Source organism: Chryseobacterium sp. SG20098 (genome assembly GCF_031844745.1).
Classification (GTDB): Bacteria; Bacteroidota; Bacteroidia; order Flavobacteriales; family Weeksellaceae; genus Chryseobacterium; species Chryseobacterium cucumeris.
Genome location: NZ_CP134622.1, coordinates 4858231 through 4874565, shown reverse-complemented (window position 1 = coordinate 4874565; position 16335 = coordinate 4858231). Strand labels below are relative to the sequence as shown.

Below are 16335 nucleotides of genomic sequence, written 5' to 3'. Positions count from 1 at the left end.
TTTAGTAATTAATTGTTTTCGGGTCTCAGGCTTCGTACCGTCTTACCTGCTTTCCACATTTCGCTTTCTCTCAGTTCTGTAAGTTCGGCTTCCAATTTTTCACGATAATCCGGTTTGCTGTTTCTGTCTATGGAACGTTGAGCTTCATTTCCTTTGGCTACATTATCATACAGCTCTTCAAACAAAGGTGAAGTAGCATCTCTGAAACGTTTCCACCAGTCCAAAGCTCCTCTCTGAGCGGTTGTACTGCAGTTGGCATACATCCAGTCCATTCCGTTTTCTGCTACCAATGGCATCAATGACTGAGTCAGTTCTTCTACGGTTTCATTAAATGCTTCAGAAGGGCTGTGCCCATTTTTTCTCAATACATCATACTGAGCAGCAAATATTCCCTGTACGGCTCCCATCAGCGTTCCGCGTTCTCCGGCTAGATCACTGTAAACTTCTTTTTTAAAGTCGGTTTCAAAAAGATATCCGCTTCCTATCGCAATTCCCAATGCTGTTACTCTTTCTCTGGCTTTTCCTGTAGCATCCTGATAAACGGCAAAACTGCTGTTTAAACCTCTGTCCTGCAGAAACATTCTTCTCAATGAAGTTCCTGAACCTTTAGGAGCTACCAGAAATACATCTACATCGGCTGGAGGAACAATTCCAGTACGCTCGCTGAATGTGATTCCGAAACCATGAGAGAAATACAATGCTTTTCCTGGGGTAAGATGCTGTTTTACTTTCGGCCAGTATTCTATCTGTGCGGCATCACTCAAAAGATAGCAGATAACAGTTCCTTTTTCCAGTGCTTCTTCGATTTCAAATAAAGTTTCTCCCGGTACAAATCCGTCTGCGACTGCTTTATCCCAAGATTTGGAGTTTTTTCTCTGTCCTACAATCACATTAATTCCGTTATCTTTTTGGTTTAAAGCCTGTCCAGGTCCCTGTACTCCATAACCAATCACTGCTACGACTTCATTTTTTAATACTTCCTGAGCTTTTTCCAACGGAAATTCTTCTCTTGTTACTACATTCTCCTCTACTCCTCCAAAATTCAATTTTGCCATTTTTTTTGATTTTTATTTATTATTGATTGTGATGTTTAATTTTTACACTTAGCTGGCATATTCTACTGCCGTCAGGTATGGATTTCTGTGGTAATGTACTTCCAGAACGTCTACCTGTTTTTCCATTTGTCTGCTGATCTTCTGAACAGAATCTTCTGTTTCTCTGATTACGATGACAAACTTTTTTACTTTTTCTATTTCTGAGGGTCCTACATTGAAGGTCACCATAGAAATTCTTCTTCTTGAAAAAATAGCATTGATGCGGCTGATCAATCCTAAATAATCTTCTGTATACGCTGTAATGGTATATTCTTTATGATCTGTTTTCATCTTTTTTATTTTTAAACTTTATTATTTAATACAATTTCCGAAACACTTTTTCCCTGAGGGATCATCGGAAATACATTGTGTTCTTTTCCTGTCATTACTTCAAGAAGGAAAGATCCTTTGTGATCCAACATTTCACGGAGCGCCCATTTTAAGTCTTCCCTCTCGGATACTTTTTTTCCGGGAATATTATATCCCTTTGCCACCTGAACAAAATCGGGACTCTGAATATCTACGGAGGAATATCTTTCTTCGTGAAACAATTCCTGCCACTGCCTTACCATTCCCAGATAGCAATTATTCAGAATTAAGATCTTCACTTCCGGATGATACTGCATAATGGTTCCCAGTTCCTGAATATTCATCTGAGCTCCTCCGTCTCCCATCACAGCAATAACAGGACGGTTTGTTTCTGCATAAGAAGCTCCTATCGCAGCGGGAAGACAGAATCCCATGGTTCCCAGCCCACCACTTGTGACATTGGTTCGGGAATGTTTGAACTGAGAGTATCGGCATGTCGCCATCTGATGCTGTCCTACATCTGTTACAATAATTGCTTCTCCATCTGTGATCTCATTCAACTCGCGGATAACCTCTCCCATTGTAATCTCACCTTCTTCAGGGTAGAGCTCCCTATGAATCAGATTGATGCTTTCAATTTCATGACATTTTTTAAATCTTTTATGCCAGTGATGATGTTCTCTTTTTACGATCTTTTCTGTAAGAAGAGGAAGCGTATGTTTGCAGTTTCCCAGAACGGGAACATCTACTTTTACATTTTTATTAATCTCTGCGTTATCAATATCCAGGTGAATAATCTTTGCCTGCTTTGCATATTGATCCAGTCTTCCGGTCACGCGATCATCGAACCTCATTCCGACAGCAATTAAAACATCACATTCATTGGTTAATATATTCGGGCCATAGTTTCCGTGCATTCCTACCATTCCCACCGCTTGTGGATGATAAGTTGGAATAGCACTCATTCCCAGAACCGTCCATGCTACCGGAATTCCTGATTTTTCTGCAAACTGTAAGAACTCCTTTTCAGCTTTCCCCAACATAATCCCCTGTCCTGCGATGATAAATGGCTTTACAGCATTATTGATCAGCTGTACTGCTTTTTCAATACTATCAAAACATGGATCAGGATCGGGTTTATAGCTTCTCAGTGAAGAACATGGAGAATATCCTTTATAATCAACAGACTGCAGCTGGGCATTTTTGGTAACATCAATCAGAACAGGACCTGGGCGGCCTGACTTTGCGATGTAGAATGCTTTTGCCAATACTTCGGGAAGTTCATTAGCATCGGTTACCTGATAATTCCATTTGGTAACCGGACTTGTAACGTTCATCACATCTATTTCCTGAAAGGCATCGGTACCGAGAAGATGTTCAAAAACCTGTCCTGTAATACAGACCAAAGGGGTATTATCCAATAAAGCATCTGCCAATCCTGTTACAAGATTGGTAGCTCCCGGGCCGCTGGTAGCCAATACAACACCAACTTCTCCTGAGACTCTTGCTAAGCCCTGTGCTGCATGTACTGCTGCCTGCTCATGGCGTACCAATATATGTTTCAGATTTTCTTTATAATCATAAAGGGCATCATAAATAGGAATAATGGCACCTCCCGGATATCCGAAAACGGTTTTCACCCCTTCCTGAAGAAATGCTTCAAGAATAATCCGGCTTCCGCTCAATTGTATTTCTGTTGATAGATTCAGATTTTCCATATTTTTTTATTGAGTGATTTCGTCTGTTACACAGCCTTCTGCAGCTGATGATACGGTTAATGCATATTTATAAAGCAATCCTTTCTGTACTTTAAGAGCTGGTTTCTGCCATCCTCTCTTTCTTCTTTCGATCTCTTCTTCTGAAACTTTAAGCTGTATGGTGTTGTTGACAGCATCAATTTCAATCAGGTCATCATCGTTTACAAAAGCGATAAGACCTCCTTCATGAGCTTCTGGAGTGATGTGTCCTACTACAAAACCATGAGTTCCTCCGCTGAATCTTCCATCTGTAATCAAGGCTACACTGCTTCCCAGTCCTGCTCCAATCAGTGCACTGGTGGGTTTCAGCATTTCCGGCATTCCGGGAGCTCCCTTCGGACCTTCATGACGGATGACAATGACATCGCCATGCTGTACGGTTCCATCCTGAATTCCTCTGATCAGATTTTTTTCGCCATCAAATACACGCGCTTTTCCTACGAAACGTTCTCCTTCTTTACCTGTAATCTTTGCTACACTTCCTTTTTCAGCAAGATTTCCGTATAATATTCTCAGGTGCCCTGTTTCTTTTACAGGTTCTGATAATGGCTTAATAATCTTTTGAGTATTAAAATCCAGATCGGGAACATCTTCTAAATTTTCAGCTAATGTTTTTCCGGTTACTGTTAAACAATCACCGTGTAATAATCCCTGGTTCAGAAGGTATTTCATTACTGATGGTATTCCTCCGTGCTCATACAGATCCTGCATCAGGTATTTCCCGCTTGGTTTTAAATCTGCCAGTACCGGAGTTTTATCACTCATCTTCTGGAAATCATCCTGAGTAAGTGGTACTCCCACACTTTTTGCCATAGCTATAAAATGCAGAACGGCATTGGTACTTCCTCCAAGAATAACAATCATGCGCAGCGCATTTTCAAAAGCTTTGCGGGTCATGATATCCGAAGGTTTAATATCTTTTTCCAATAATATTTTCAAGTATTTTCCTGCTTCAAGACATTCTTCCTGTTTTTCTTTGCTTAAAGCCGGGTTGGAAGAAGAATACGGAAGACTCATTCCTAAAGCCTCTATCGCGGAAGCCATTGTATTGGCCGTATACATTCCACCACATGCACCAGCTCCGGGGCAGGAATTTTTTACAACCCCATCAAAATCTTCTTCTGTGATTTCTCCTGCAATCTTTTTCCCCAACGCTTCGAAAGCTGAAACAATATTAAGCTGTTCTCCCTTATAGCAGCCTGGAGCAATTGTTCCTCCGTATACCATGATGGATGGTCTGTTCAGCCTTCCCATTGCGATGATAGTTCCCGGCATATTTTTATCACAGCCTGGCAATGCGATCAATCCATCGTAGTATTGCGCTCCACATATGGCTTCGATGCTGTCTGCAATTACATCACGGCTTACCAGAGAATAACGCATTCCGTCTGTTCCATTGCTCATTCCGTCACTTACTCCGATGGTGTTAAAAATCAATCCGGCTAATCCGTGGTTCCATGTTCCTTTTTTTACGACCTGGGCAAGATCATTCAGATGCATATTACAGGTGTTTCCGTCATAGCCCATACTGGCAATTCCGACCTGAGCTTTGTGCATATCTTCTTCTGTAAATCCTATCCCGTACAACATGGCTTTGGCTGCGGGTTGTTCACTGTTTTGCGTGAATGTTTTTGAATATTTATTTAACATACTTTTCCTACATTTTCTATTCTTTTCTCTTCTTCAAATAGAGTTCTTTACTAAATTTTGATCCAAAACTACATTTTGTAATATTCTTTTCATTTTCGTTTTTTCCAAAAATTACAATATTCAATTGTTTAAAAAACGAATTTATTTATTTGATAATCAAATGTTTATATTCTTAAAATTTACAATGACAGAACTCTTACCAATTTCAAATATGCCTGTTGTACTCTCCCACTTGCTGTGCTTTCCCAATCTTTGGTAAAAGGAACATCATCAAGTGAATCAAGGGCAACAATTTCTGCTGCCGTACCACAGAAAAATCCTGCATCTGCACCACGCATTTCCTGTGGTTTAAAAAAGGTTTCTTTTACCGGAATGTCAAGCTCTTTACAGATCTCCATAACGGTTTGTCTTGTGATTCCCGGAAGGATACTTCCTTTAGCCGGAGTATATAAAACCCCGTCTTTCTCATAGAAAACATTGGCACCTGAGCTTTCGGCAACATTTCCGTTTTCATCCAGAACCAGTGCTTCATCATATCCTTTGTCTTTGGCATCCTGACAGGCCAATATGGAGTTTACATAATGTCCGCCTACTTTGGCTTCCACCTTGAAAGCCTTAGGATTAGGACGTTGAAAAGGGGAAGTCATGATTTTCATTTTATCTGCCAGATAGCCGTTATTCCATTCCCAGGCAAGAAGTGACAGATAAGATTTTTGTCCTTTTGAGAGTGACATATTAGGCGAACACGTAACCAACGGGCGGATATAAGCATCTGTAAATCCATTACGATCCAGAAGTTCATAGGTAAGTTCTATAAGCTGATTTACGGAATAATCAAAAGGAATATGCATGAGTTCTGCCGATCTCTTAAGTCTTTCGTAGTGTTCTTTTGCTTTGAAAATTTGAGTTCCATGATCTGTGCTGTAGGATTTGATGCCTTCAAAAACAGAGTACCCATAGTGAAGTGATTGGCTGTAGAGATCTGTTCCGGCATCTTTCGCTTTCATAAATTTTCCGTCAAAGTAGATGGTCGTGTCGTCGTTGTAATACATGTTATAGAGGTTTAAAAAATTAGTAATGGGAATAAAAAAAGCCCTCTCACAGTGTGAGAGGGCTCAATATATGTACAGTCATACATGTTCCTTCTCACAGCCGTAAGGGAATAATAATGACGATAATAATTACTGATAATAACTTATACATACTTTTATACTATAAAAAATTAAAAACAAAAAAACCGTTTCATAGTTTGAAACGGTTTTATATATAATTTAAATTAAAATCTATTTAAAATGCCGTTTCCTTACTGTTGTTAATGACAACAGCAATAATAGAAATGACAATAATATTTTTCTGATTCGTAAAATTCATATTGCAAATGTATAAACTTTTTAATTACTCACAAGTTTTTTTTGCACTTTTTATTTTTTTCGTAAAAACTGGTTCAGTGTTTCCTTCGCTTCAGCCACATCATGAACCCTCAAAATTTTAGCTCCCTGTTCCAATACTTTCATGTGCAGTTTCTGTGTTTCCTCATTGATGTCCAGCGGTGATTTTCCAAGAGGTTTGTAGATAAATGACTTTCTGGAAATACCTATTAAAAGAGGAAATTGTCCGAATCCCAGATATTCAACTTCATGGATCATTTTCATCTGATCTTCTACTGTTTTTCCGAAGCCAAAACCAGGATCAAGAATGATATCATTCACTCCTTTTTCTAAAAGTTCTTTTGTTTTTTTAGCAAAATACTGGTTCACTTCCAGCGTAATATCTTCAAATTTTATTTTATCATGCATGGTTTCATAAGAAGGATTTACATGCATCAGAATGTAAGGCAACCTCGTTTCAGCAGCTCTATCAAACATTTCTGTATCATACTGTCCTCCAGAAATATCATTAATCAGATCAATTCCTTCATTAAATCCAAATTTCACTGTTTCTGCATAAAAAGTATCCAGGGAAATCAGGGCTTCCGGAAATTCTTTTTTGATCAGAGAAATCAGATTTCCAATTCTGTTTTTTTCTTCGGAAGCACTTAAAAATTCGGCATTGGGACGTGTAGACTGAGGGCCAATATCCAGTATTTCTGCTCCATCCTTCAACAGTTTTTCAGCATGCTTTAATGCTGATTTTTCATTATTGAACTTTCCGCCATCGGAGAAAGAATCCGGTGTCAAATTAAGGATTCCCATGATTTTTGGGGTGTCCAGTTGTACTAAACGACCGTTGCAGTTGATTGAGTATGTTGGAGAGCTGGAGGGTTGGAGGGCTGGAAGGTTGGAAAGCATGAGTTTAGTATTGAGAGATGATGATTTATAAATGATAATTGATGAATGATTTCTGTGCTGCAAAATTAGTGATTTATGAGTTTAAAAAGAGATTAAATTGAGGATGGAAGTTGGAAGCTGGAAGCTGGAGGCAGGAAGTTAATTAAGCCCTCTCAAACACTAAAACCCTCTTACTCTAAACCACGGTAACACGAATCCCGAAACCCGAAACTCTAAAACTCTCCCACCCTCTCACTCACAAACTCAGCTCATCAAATTCAAAAATCTAAAACCGAATTCGTATATTTGGAAGATTAAGAAAATTTATGCTAAAAACATCAGTACAGTTCGAGAAAGTTATCAGTCAGTGCCGTGATCTTTTCGGTAAAAAATTACAGGATTATGGTGCAGCATGGAGGGTTTTAAGACCAAGCTCTATTACGGATCAGATTTATATCAAAGTCAACAGGATCCGTACCCTGCAGATGACTGATAAAAAAATGGTGGATGAGAGTGAAGAAGATGAATTTATCGCCATTGTGAACTATTCTATCATTGGACTTATTCAGCTGGAGAAAGGCCTTTCCAATGATTTCAATGAAAATAAAGAAGAAGTTTTAGGTCTTTATGATAAGTATGCCAATGAAGCAAAAGCTTTGATGGAAAGAAAAAATCATGATTATGGTGAGGCATGGAGGGATATGAGAATTTCTTCAATCACAGATCTTATTTATCAGAAAGTATTAAGAACTAAACAGATTGAGGACAATCAGGGAAAAACCATTGTTTCGGAAGGGCTTGATGCCAACTATTTCGATATGCTGAATTATGCAGTCTTCTGCCTGATCAAATTCTCAGAAAAAGAAAATCAATTCGAACCCAAAAATATTTAATATGCTCAAAGGTTTATTACGCTTTATTATTGCTGTTATTTTTATCCTTTCAGGCTTTGTAAAAGCCGTGGATCTGGTAGGTTTTTCTTTCAAAATGGAAGAATATTTCGCACCTCCGGTTTTCAACATGCCATTTTTAGAAAAGTTTGCCCTGTTATTTTCCATTATTGTAGTGGTACTGGAGCTTTTCTTAGGATTTATGCTGCTGCTTAAATTAAAGCTTAAATTTACCTTATCCATATTAATTGCACTTTGTATTTTCTTCGGATTTCTTACTTTTTACTCAGCGTATTTCAATGTTGTAACAGATTGTGGATGTTTTGGAGATGCTATCAAATTCACTCCTTGGCAGAGCTTCTTAAAAGACGTTGTGCTGCTGGTAGGATTGATTATTTTATTCATCCTTTACAGAAAAGATTTCCGTAAAAAAGATGAATATGGAGTTACTCCGAAAGAGTCTTCCAACACATTTAAATATATCCTTTTAACAGTATTTTCTTTAGGAATGATTTATGTTATGGCTCAAGGAATTATGCATGAACCGATCATAGATTTCCGTGATTATAAAATAGGAACAGACATTAAAGCTGAAAAAGCAAAAATTGATAAAAATCCTTCCGAATATAAAACCTTCTACACATTGAAAAATCAGAAAACAGGAGCTGTTGTAAAAGTAAATCAGGATGATTATATCAAAAAAACAGAATACTGGGCAGAAGGCTCTCCATGGAAAATTGAAGATGGGAAAAATGAATCTGTCCTGATCAAAGAAGGATATAAATCTGAAATTGTAAAATTCAAGATTGAAGATCCTACAGGAATGGAAGTTACCCAGGAAATCATCAACGCACCAAAAGCCGTTCTTGTTTTCTCCTATCATCCAAAAGATGTTCCTGCAGACCTGCTTCAGAAAGTGGAAACGAAAGTAAATACACAGAAAGGTGCTCTTATCTACGGAATTTCTACAGAACCGAATACTTTTAAAACTATCAAAAATGTACTAATGGACGGAACTGCCATCAAAACAATAGCAAGAAGCAACCCATTTGTACTGATTCTTGAAAACGGAAAAATTGTAGACAAACAACCTGCAAAGGACTACGTTGATTAATTATAAATGATGAATTATAAATGATATGTTACGACAGATATTTGTATGCAATTATCAATTATCAAATTTAAACACTAAACTTAAACATACAACAACTCATGCAAAAATCAAATAAATCAATCGCCGGTTATCATTTACTTATGATCCTTTCTTCTGTAGATGGAGAATTTGCTCCTGAGGAAGGAATGCTGGTACAGCAATACATGGCAGATGAATTTCCTTTCAGAATGAATCTTGATAATGAACTTGAAACCCTGGCTCTTTTACAGCCTGAGGAATGGAAAGATCATTTTGAATTCCATGCAAGATGTTTCCACGAAGATTCTACAGAGGACGAGCGTGTGAAATTTGTTCAGTTTGCAAAATCACTGATCAAAGCAGACAATAAAGTAACGGAAGAGGAACATACGTTCTACGTACTGTTGAAAAATCTTTGGGGACTATAATCTAAGAACAGATCCAAGCCAAAAAATACCATGAAAAAAATTTATCTAGGACTATTAGTAATGAGTGCATCTACATTTCAATCTCAGACATTTCCCAATATGAAGACTCCTGTTGCAGAAAAGCAGGAACATATCAGAGAAATCCACGGTGATAAGGTTAATGATCCTTATTACTGGATGATTGATTATTTTAAAAAAGGAAAAGATTCTACCAAAGTTGTTGATTATTTAAAGGCTGAAAACACGTATTGGAAAGGCATGATGAAGGATACTGAACCCTTCAGAGAAAAGCTTTTCCAGGAAATGAAGGCCAGAATCAAGGAGAAGGATGAATCTGTACCTGTTTTTAGAAACGGATATTACTATTACAGCCGCACAGAGACCGGAAAACAGTATTTTAAATACTGCAGGAAGAAAGGCAGCCTTACTGCTCCGGAAGAAGTTCTTCTTGATGTAGATAAAATGGCAGAAGGTCATCCATATTATTCTGCTGCAGGCTTCAGCATCAGTCCGGATAATACCAAAATGATCTACGGAGTGGATGATGTTTCCAGAAGGCAGTACAAATTATTTTTAAAAGATCTTTCTACAGGAGAAATCACGGATCTTGGTATTAAAAATACAACAGGTTCTGCAACATGGGCCAATGATAACAAAACAATTTTCTATACTTCTAAAAATCCTGAGACTCTTTTAACAGAAAAAATTTTCAGACACACGCTGGGAACGGATTCCGGTAAAGATATTCTGGTATATGAAGAAAAAGATAAAACCAACTATATCAGTGTAGGAAAAACAAAAAACAATAAGTTTATCCTGATTGATTCCCGTGCTACGACTTCTTCTGAAACCAGGTATCTGGATGCCAATGATCCTAACGGAAATTTCAAAATTTTTCAGCCCAGGATCAATAATGTACTTTATGATGTAACTTCACTTGAAGATAAATTTTTGGTAACAACCAATAAAGATGCTCTTAACTTTAAGGTTGTAGAAACTCCTTTAGATAAAACGGGAGTTGAAAACTGGAAGGATTTTATTCCGCACAGAAAAGATGTTCTCATGGAGGATATTACTGCATTTAAAAATTATCTGATATTCAGTGAAAGACAAAACGGACTTTCCCAACTGGTAATTTATGACAGAAAAACAGGAAAAAAGGAGTTTTTAAAGTTTGATGAGCCTGCTTATACTGTTTATTCACTGGATAACCCTGAATATAATACGGATAATTTCCGTTTTGGGTATACTTCCATGATTACCCCAAGTTCTCAGTATGAACAGGATTTAAAAACCGGAAAACGAGTTCTTTTAAAACAACAGGAAGTTCTGGGAGGTTACAATAAAGATAATTATACAACGGAAAGACTTTTTGCCACAGCAAAAGACGGAACGAAAATTCCAATCTCCATTGTTTATAAAAAAGGGTTCAAAAAAGATGGGAACAACCCTCTTCTACTCTACGCTTACGGTTCCTATGGAAGTTCTATGGATGCAAGTTTCAGCAGCACCAGACTGAGCCTTTTGGACCGGGGTTTTGCATATGCAATTGCTCATATCCGCGGAGGTCAGGAAATGGGAAGACAGTGGTATGAAGATGGAAAAATGATGAAAAAGAAAAACACATTTACCGATTTCATCGATTCCGGAGAGTATCTGGTTAAAGAAAAATATACTTCACCTAAGCATCTTTACGCTCAGGGAGGAAGTGCAGGTGGTTTACTGATGGGTGCTATAGCCAATATGAGTCCTAATTTATGGAATGGTGTTATTTCACAGGTTCCATTTGTAGATGTAGTGAATACGATGTTAGACACTAGTATTCCACTTACGACCAATGAGTATGACGAATGGGGAAATCCCAATAATAAGGAAGCTTATTTTTATATGAAATCTTATTCTCCATATGAAAATGTAGAGAAGAAAAACTATCCGAATCTTTTGGTAACAACAGGATTACACGATTCTCAGGTACAATATTTTGAACCAGCGAAATGGGTTGCCAAGCTAAGAGATATGAAAACGGACAAAAATGTACTGTTATTGAAAACAGATATGGAATATGGCCATGGTGGCGCTTCCGGAAGGTTTGATTATCTGAAGGATGTAGCTTTGGTATATGCTTTCATGTTTAAACTGGAAGGGATTACTAAGTAATAAGTTTTGCAAAAAGAAAATTAAAAAATAAATAAATCTATATTTAAATCTTATGAGAAGAAAAATAGTTGCAGGAAACTGGAAAATGAACAAAAATGTAATTGATGCACAACAATTAATGATTCAGTTACTAAGCTATAAAAACAACAATGCAACGAACTGTGAGGTTTGGATTGCTCCCCCAGCATTGTATTTGATGATGGCAAAAGACGTTTTTGAAAAGGATGAAATCGGAGTATTTTCTCAGGATATGAGCGAGTATGAAAGTGGCGCTTATACTGGTGAAATTTCTGCAGATATGCTGGAATCCATTGATGCAACCGGTTCACTAATCGGGCACTCTGAAAGAAGACAATATCACGGAGAAACAGATTCTCACTGTAACAGAAAGATCAAATTAGCTCTTGACAAAGGTCTTATTCCTGTTTACTGTAACGGAGAAACTCTTGAGCAGAGAAAAGCAGGACAGCACCTTGAGGTAGTAAAAAACCAGACTGAAGTAGCTCTTTTCACGCTTTCTGCTGAAGAAATCAAAAAAGTAGTGATTGCTTATGAACCGGTTTGGGCTATAGGAACCGGAGAAACGGCTAGTCCTGAGCAGGCTCAGGAAATCCACGCTCACATCAGAAATATTATTGCTTCAAAATACGGACAGGAAGTTGCTGACGAGGTTTCTATCCTTTACGGAGGTTCTGTAAAACCAGACAATGCAAAAGAAATTTTCTCTCAGCCGGATATCGACGGTGGTCTTATCGGAGGAGCAGCTTTAAAATTAGAGGATTTCTCTAAGATTATTGAAGCTTTTAATTAATAGAGGATTGATATATTATCCAATAAAAAGCGGCGGAATCTTCGATTCCGCCGCTTTTCCGTTAAAAAAATCTAATTATTGAATATCGACTACATACATTGTTCCTTTGTCTACTTTACCCGTTTTAGGCAAAATTTTAGCTTTTGGATTTCCGTTTCCATCATCCACTACTCCAAAGTCATCATCATTGAAAACAGCCAGTTTATTATTTCCTAAATAAACAATTCCCTCGAATTTATCATGTTCATAACCCAGTTTTGCTACCAGATCTACGGCTAATGTTTTGGTAACAGCTTTTATTCCGGCATTGGTAATTTCATCCCATGAACATTGCTCTAAAGCTTTTCCGTTAACTTTCATTCCGTCCACATCGGTGATATCGGCTCCGTTTACATCTGTTGCATTGCTAAGATTGATTCTGTATACTTTTTTTATTCCTCCCTGAGAACCGAAATTTCCATCTCTTTCAATCACCAGGAATTCATTATTGCTTAATGCGGTAATATCGCACACTGAATCAGAAGCTCCTCCTTCCTGCTTATATAGAAACTGTTTAGTCTGCCCTGTAACCGTATCAAATGTGACAATTCTCGTTAAAGTTTTATTGGTAGCCAATACCTTACTGGGAACATACATCATCGACTGCATGGTTCCTACCAGCGTTCTTCCGTCCGGGCTCATACAAAGTCCTTCCATTCCTCTGTTGGCTCTTCTTTTCGCTAAAACAGCAGGTAATTTTCTAGGTCCTGTATTTACTCCGATCGGGCTTATTCTTTCCATCTCCATTCCATCAGCACTGTAGTGTACAATATGCGGTCCATATTCATCAGAAACCCAGAATGTACCGTCAGCGGCAGCAACAATACTTTCGCTGTCAAGACCATACTGATCAGTACCTAAGACATTTCCGGAAGCATCATATGCTACTTCCCCTGTGCTCCCCATTCCAACAGGATTTGGAAGTCCGGTAATAGGCTGTCCGGATGGATTTTTAAGTTTAATATATTTGATGACCTCTACATTTCCGTCAGCATTGATTTTAAAATGCATAATGGTTGGAGTAAAATTAGGAGTAAGAAACTTTTTCCCATTCTGGAAGTCGGTGTTAGGTCCTCTATCGGTAATGACATAGAATTCGCCTTTTCTGGTAGGATGAGCCGCAGCTCCGGACCCAAAACCTCCGTTGATAACATCCACTCCGTTTATCGTAGTCAGTTTTGAAAATGGAAACTCCTGAGGGAGTTTGGAATAATTAATATCCTGATTAACCATTGCGATATCGTCATCACTTTTACATGAAGCCAATACAGCCAGTATACCCACAGAACATAGTAATTTTTTCATATGCTATTTTATGGCTGCGAAAATAGGACTTGATTGTAAACTGATCTTAAATACAATGATAATTGTTTTTTAACAATTGAACAGACAGAATGCATTGAAGATAAATAAGAAAAGAATCTATTTAAAAATGAAAAACCGACAATCCAACCAAATTATTAATCAATTTGAAAATCATTTTTTTTAAAGGAAAATAATTCACAAAACGGACTTATCAATTTATATGATATATTTGCAGCGTTTTAAGGCTGAACAATGTTCATTAATAGGGAATCAAGTGAGAATAATATTCAAATCTTGAGCTGTACCCGCAACTGTAAACTGTTTAAACTTACTGCACAAAAACCACTGGATCTGAAAATCCGGGAAGGAAGTTGTAAGATGTGAGCCAGGAGACCTGCCTTAAAACACCAGATTCAGAGAAAGAATTAGTTCTGCTCTGAAGATAAGTTTCGGGAATAAAACTTTAAATTAATTATATCATGAGAAAAATCTATCTTTTTTTCTTACTGCTTTGCATGCAGGTATTGTCGGCCCAATTCACAGAAAACGACATTAAATTTTGGGTAGGAACCGGTTCTAAAAAAGCATATTTCATTGCAGACTTTAATGATGACAGCACCCCAAATTCTTATGCTTGGGGATACCGTTTTGACGGAAATGGCTTAACCATGGAAGACATGATTACTGCTATTGCCGCTGCAGAACCTAAAATGGAAATTGAAATACCATCCGGATTTCTGTACAGTTTAAATTACAATCATCATACTCCCAGCCTTGACGACTATTGGTCAACCTGGTCAGGAAACACTCCATCAACTATGGCATTCAATAATGGTGTGAACAATGATCTTTTAGTGGACGGAAGATGGTATGGAGCTTCTTATAGTTTTTCCCCTCCTACAATGCCTTCCCCACCAGTTCCAGCCTACAGTTCTGCTTGGTTTGTTCCCTCGCAGGTTACAAACTGGGTAGGAAGCGGAACTAATAAAAGTCTTGTCGTTATTGATTTCGGAACTGATAATGCCAACGGAAATGCCAATTCTTTTGCTTTTGGAATTAAATATAACGGAAGCATAACTGCTGAACAGGCGTTACAACTGATCCAGTCTCAAGCTTCTTATTTTAATTTTGCATCAGCGAATAATCAGATTACTAATTTAACATTGAATTCATTTACTGGAAATACTTCCGGATCAGACAGCTGGAAGTTATATAAAGGAAAAGATCTATCAAGCTGGCAAACAAAAGCCAATCTTTCTCAGATTCAACTGAGTAACAATGACTGGTTTGGATTAAGTTTCGGGCAAAGAAGACCATTTACCCCCACCGAGGCACAGCTGACTTTAGGAATTTCTTCTGTGACCAAGAAAAAATTCAATATTTATCCAAATCCGGCAAGTGATTTCATTCAGATTGAAACGGCTGAGAAACTGAAAGAAGTGAATATTTACTCTGTGACAGGACAAAAAATAATGACTTCTCAGGTTACTAAGATTGATATTCATTCTTTAAACTCAGGAGTTTACTTTGTGGAGATTAAAACAGCTGAAAGTGCTACGGTACATAAGATTGTTAAGAAATAGAGAAAGCGCCTCAAGGCGCTTTTTTTGTGAGGATATGGATAAAATATACTGTTACAACCGCCCCGTCAAAAATTCTTTGAATTATTGCCACCCTCCAGCGAATGTAAAATGAGTGATTAAAATATAATCCAACAAAAAAACCGCACCAGATTGGTGCGGTTTTCTGATGATGTTATCATCAATTATTTTTTCTCTGTGGATCTTTGTAAAACCTCATCTACCATTCCGTAACCTTTAGCTTCTTCAGAAGTCATCCAGTAATCTCTGTCAGAAGATTTTTCTACCCACTCATACGTTTGTCCTGAGTGATGACCGATGATTTCATAAAGCTCCTGCTTCAGTTTCAACATCTCTCTCAAGTTGATTTCCATATCAGAAGCAACTCCCTGAGCACCTCCTGAAGGCTGGTGGATCATTACTCTTGAATGCTTAAGCGCAGAACGTTTTCCTTTTTCTCCGGCAACCAGTAATACAGCTCCCATTGAAGCAGCCATACCTGTACAGATTGTCGCTACATCCGGCTTGATGATCTGCATGGTGTCATAAATACCTAGACCTGCATATACACTACCACCAGGAGAGTTGATGTAGATCTGAATATCTTTTGAAGGGTCAGCACTTTCCAGGAATAAAAGCTGAGCCGTAACGATGTTTGCTACCTGATCATCAATACCTGTTCCAAGGAAAATAATTCTGTCCATCATCAGACGGGAGAAAACGTCCATCTGAGCAACGTTTAATCTTCTCTCTTCCATGATGTACGGAGTAAGATTCGTAGGCCCATACATTCCCATATACTGATCGGTAACCAAACCGTTGTTTCCTAAATGTTTTACAGAGAAATCTCTGAATTCTTTTTTAATGTCCATATTTCTATTATGTATTATTTTTTAAATATTCTCGAAGTTTAAAT

General features: G+C 37.8%; 14 protein-coding genes and 1 riboswitch. Of the genes, 6 read left to right on the top strand and 8 right to left on the bottom strand.

From position 1 onward, the window contains the following. Positions 1-8: 8 nt before the first annotated feature. The 6 genes from ilvC to folP form a co-directional block, all read right to left on the bottom strand. On the bottom strand, positions 9-1055 hold the full coding sequence (gene ilvC, locus RHP76_RS22320; RefSeq protein WP_311229102.1) for a ketol-acid reductoisomerase: 1047 nt from the start codon (positions 1053-1055) through the stop codon (positions 9-11). Positions 1056-1103: 48 nt separating this feature from the next. After that, the gene (locus RHP76_RS22315; protein ID WP_062671248.1) at positions 1104-1385 is read right to left on the bottom strand and encodes an ACT domain-containing protein; all 282 of its coding nucleotides are present in this window, start codon (positions 1383-1385) and stop codon (positions 1104-1106) included. Positions 1386-1396: 11 nt separating this feature from the next. Further along, a complete protein-coding gene (ilvB, locus tag RHP76_RS22310) occupies positions 1397-3121 on the bottom strand; it encodes a biosynthetic-type acetolactate synthase large subunit (RefSeq protein WP_062671250.1) in 1725 nt (574 codons plus the stop codon). Between the two features lie 6 nt (positions 3122-3127). Next, on the bottom strand, positions 3128-4810 hold the full coding sequence (gene ilvD, locus RHP76_RS22305; protein WP_280212778.1) for a dihydroxy-acid dehydratase: 1683 nt from the start codon (positions 4808-4810) through the stop codon (positions 3128-3130). Between the two features lie 179 nt (positions 4811-4989). Further along, positions 4990-5862 (bottom strand): branched-chain-amino-acid transaminase, encoded by an 873-nt coding sequence (gene ilvE, locus RHP76_RS22300; protein ID WP_311229101.1) that lies wholly within the window; start codon positions 5860-5862, stop codon positions 4990-4992. A 369-nt stretch (positions 5863-6231) separates the two neighbouring features. Next, complete coding sequence (gene folP, locus RHP76_RS22295; protein ID WP_409193511.1) at positions 6232-7098, bottom strand: dihydropteroate synthase; 867 nt, start codon at positions 7096-7098, stop codon at positions 6232-6234. Positions 7099-7403: 305 nt separating this feature from the next. On the opposite strand from folP, the gene RHP76_RS22290 reads away from it, so the two are divergent. From RHP76_RS22290 to tpiA, 5 genes are all read left to right on the top strand, one after another. Then, complete coding sequence (locus RHP76_RS22290) at positions 7404-7970, top strand: DUF1599 domain-containing protein (RefSeq protein ID WP_123278094.1); 567 nt, start codon at positions 7404-7406, stop codon at positions 7968-7970. Between the two features lies 1 nt (position 7971). Continuing rightward, positions 7972-9081, top strand: coding sequence for a BT_3928 family protein (locus tag RHP76_RS22285; RefSeq protein ID WP_216445077.1), 1110 nt, complete (start codon positions 7972-7974; stop codon positions 9079-9081). Between the two features lie 98 nt (positions 9082-9179). After that, complete coding sequence (locus tag RHP76_RS22280; protein ID WP_034692300.1) at positions 9180-9527, top strand: tellurite resistance TerB family protein; 348 nt, start codon at positions 9180-9182, stop codon at positions 9525-9527. A 30-nt stretch (positions 9528-9557) separates the two neighbouring features. After that, positions 9558-11684 (top strand): S9 family peptidase, encoded by a 2127-nt coding sequence (locus RHP76_RS22275; RefSeq protein WP_277694347.1) that lies wholly within the window; start codon positions 9558-9560, stop codon positions 11682-11684. Positions 11685-11736: 52 nt separating this feature from the next. Continuing rightward, positions 11737-12495 (top strand): triose-phosphate isomerase, encoded by a 759-nt coding sequence (gene tpiA / locus RHP76_RS22270; RefSeq protein ID WP_079240960.1) that lies wholly within the window; start codon positions 11737-11739, stop codon positions 12493-12495. A 75-nt stretch (positions 12496-12570) separates the two neighbouring features. Here the strand turns inward: tpiA and RHP76_RS22265 are convergent, their stop codons facing one another. Next, on the bottom strand, positions 12571-13839 hold the full coding sequence (locus RHP76_RS22265) for an esterase-like activity of phytase family protein (protein WP_311229100.1): 1269 nt from the start codon (positions 13837-13839) through the stop codon (positions 12571-12573). Between the two features lie 225 nt (positions 13840-14064). Next, positions 14065-14256: riboswitch (cobalamin riboswitch) on the top strand. A 62-nt stretch (positions 14257-14318) separates the two neighbouring features. On the opposite strand from RHP76_RS22265, the gene RHP76_RS22260 reads away from it, so the two are divergent. Further along, positions 14319-15422 (top strand): T9SS type A sorting domain-containing protein, encoded by a 1104-nt coding sequence (locus RHP76_RS22260; RefSeq protein WP_288442164.1) that lies wholly within the window; start codon positions 14319-14321, stop codon positions 15420-15422. A gap of 182 nt (positions 15423-15604) precedes the next feature. Here RHP76_RS22260 and clpP read toward each other — a convergent pair whose 3' ends face one another. After that, on the bottom strand, positions 15605-16291 hold the full coding sequence (gene clpP, locus RHP76_RS22255; RefSeq protein ID WP_027373257.1) for an ATP-dependent Clp endopeptidase proteolytic subunit ClpP: 687 nt from the start codon (positions 16289-16291) through the stop codon (positions 15605-15607). Positions 16292-16335 lie beyond the last annotated feature (44 nt).

Bases quoted from the DNA above. Each gene is read 5' to 3' on its own strand.
- ilvC (WP_311229102.1), bottom strand. From the start codon at position 1,055: ATGGCAAAATTGAATTTTGGAGGAGTAGAGGAGAATGTAGTAACAAGA.
- RHP76_RS22315 (WP_062671248.1), bottom strand. From the start codon at position 1,385: ATGAAAACAGATCATAAAGAATATACCATTACAGCGTATACAGAAGAT.
- ilvB (WP_062671250.1), bottom strand. From the start codon at position 3,121: ATGGAAAATCTGAATCTATCAACAGAAATACAATTGAGCGGAAGCCGG.
- ilvD (WP_280212778.1), bottom strand. From the start codon at position 4,810: ATGTTAAATAAATATTCAAAAACATTCACGCAAAACAGTGAACAACCC.
- ilvE (WP_311229101.1), bottom strand. From the start codon at position 5,862: ATGTATTACAACGACGACACGACCATCTACTTTGACGGAAAATTTATG.
- folP (WP_409193511.1), bottom strand. From the start codon at position 7,098: ATGCTTTCCAACCTTCCAGCCCTCCAACCCTCCAGCTCTCCAACATAC.
- RHP76_RS22290 (WP_123278094.1), top strand. From the start codon at position 7,404: ATGCTAAAAACATCAGTACAGTTCGAGAAAGTTATCAGTCAGTGCCGT.
- RHP76_RS22285 (WP_216445077.1), top strand. From the start codon at position 7,972: ATGCTCAAAGGTTTATTACGCTTTATTATTGCTGTTATTTTTATCCTT.
- RHP76_RS22280 (WP_034692300.1), top strand. From the start codon at position 9,180: ATGCAAAAATCAAATAAATCAATCGCCGGTTATCATTTACTTATGATC.
- RHP76_RS22275 (WP_277694347.1), top strand. From the start codon at position 9,558: ATGAAAAAAATTTATCTAGGACTATTAGTAATGAGTGCATCTACATTT.
- tpiA (WP_079240960.1), top strand. From the start codon at position 11,737: ATGAGAAGAAAAATAGTTGCAGGAAACTGGAAAATGAACAAAAATGTA.
- RHP76_RS22265 (WP_311229100.1), bottom strand. From the start codon at position 13,839: ATGAAAAAATTACTATGTTCTGTGGGTATACTGGCTGTATTGGCTTCA.
- RHP76_RS22260 (WP_288442164.1), top strand. From the start codon at position 14,319: ATGAGAAAAATCTATCTTTTTTTCTTACTGCTTTGCATGCAGGTATTG.
- clpP (WP_027373257.1), bottom strand. From the start codon at position 16,291: ATGGACATTAAAAAAGAATTCAGAGATTTCTCTGTAAAACATTTAGGA.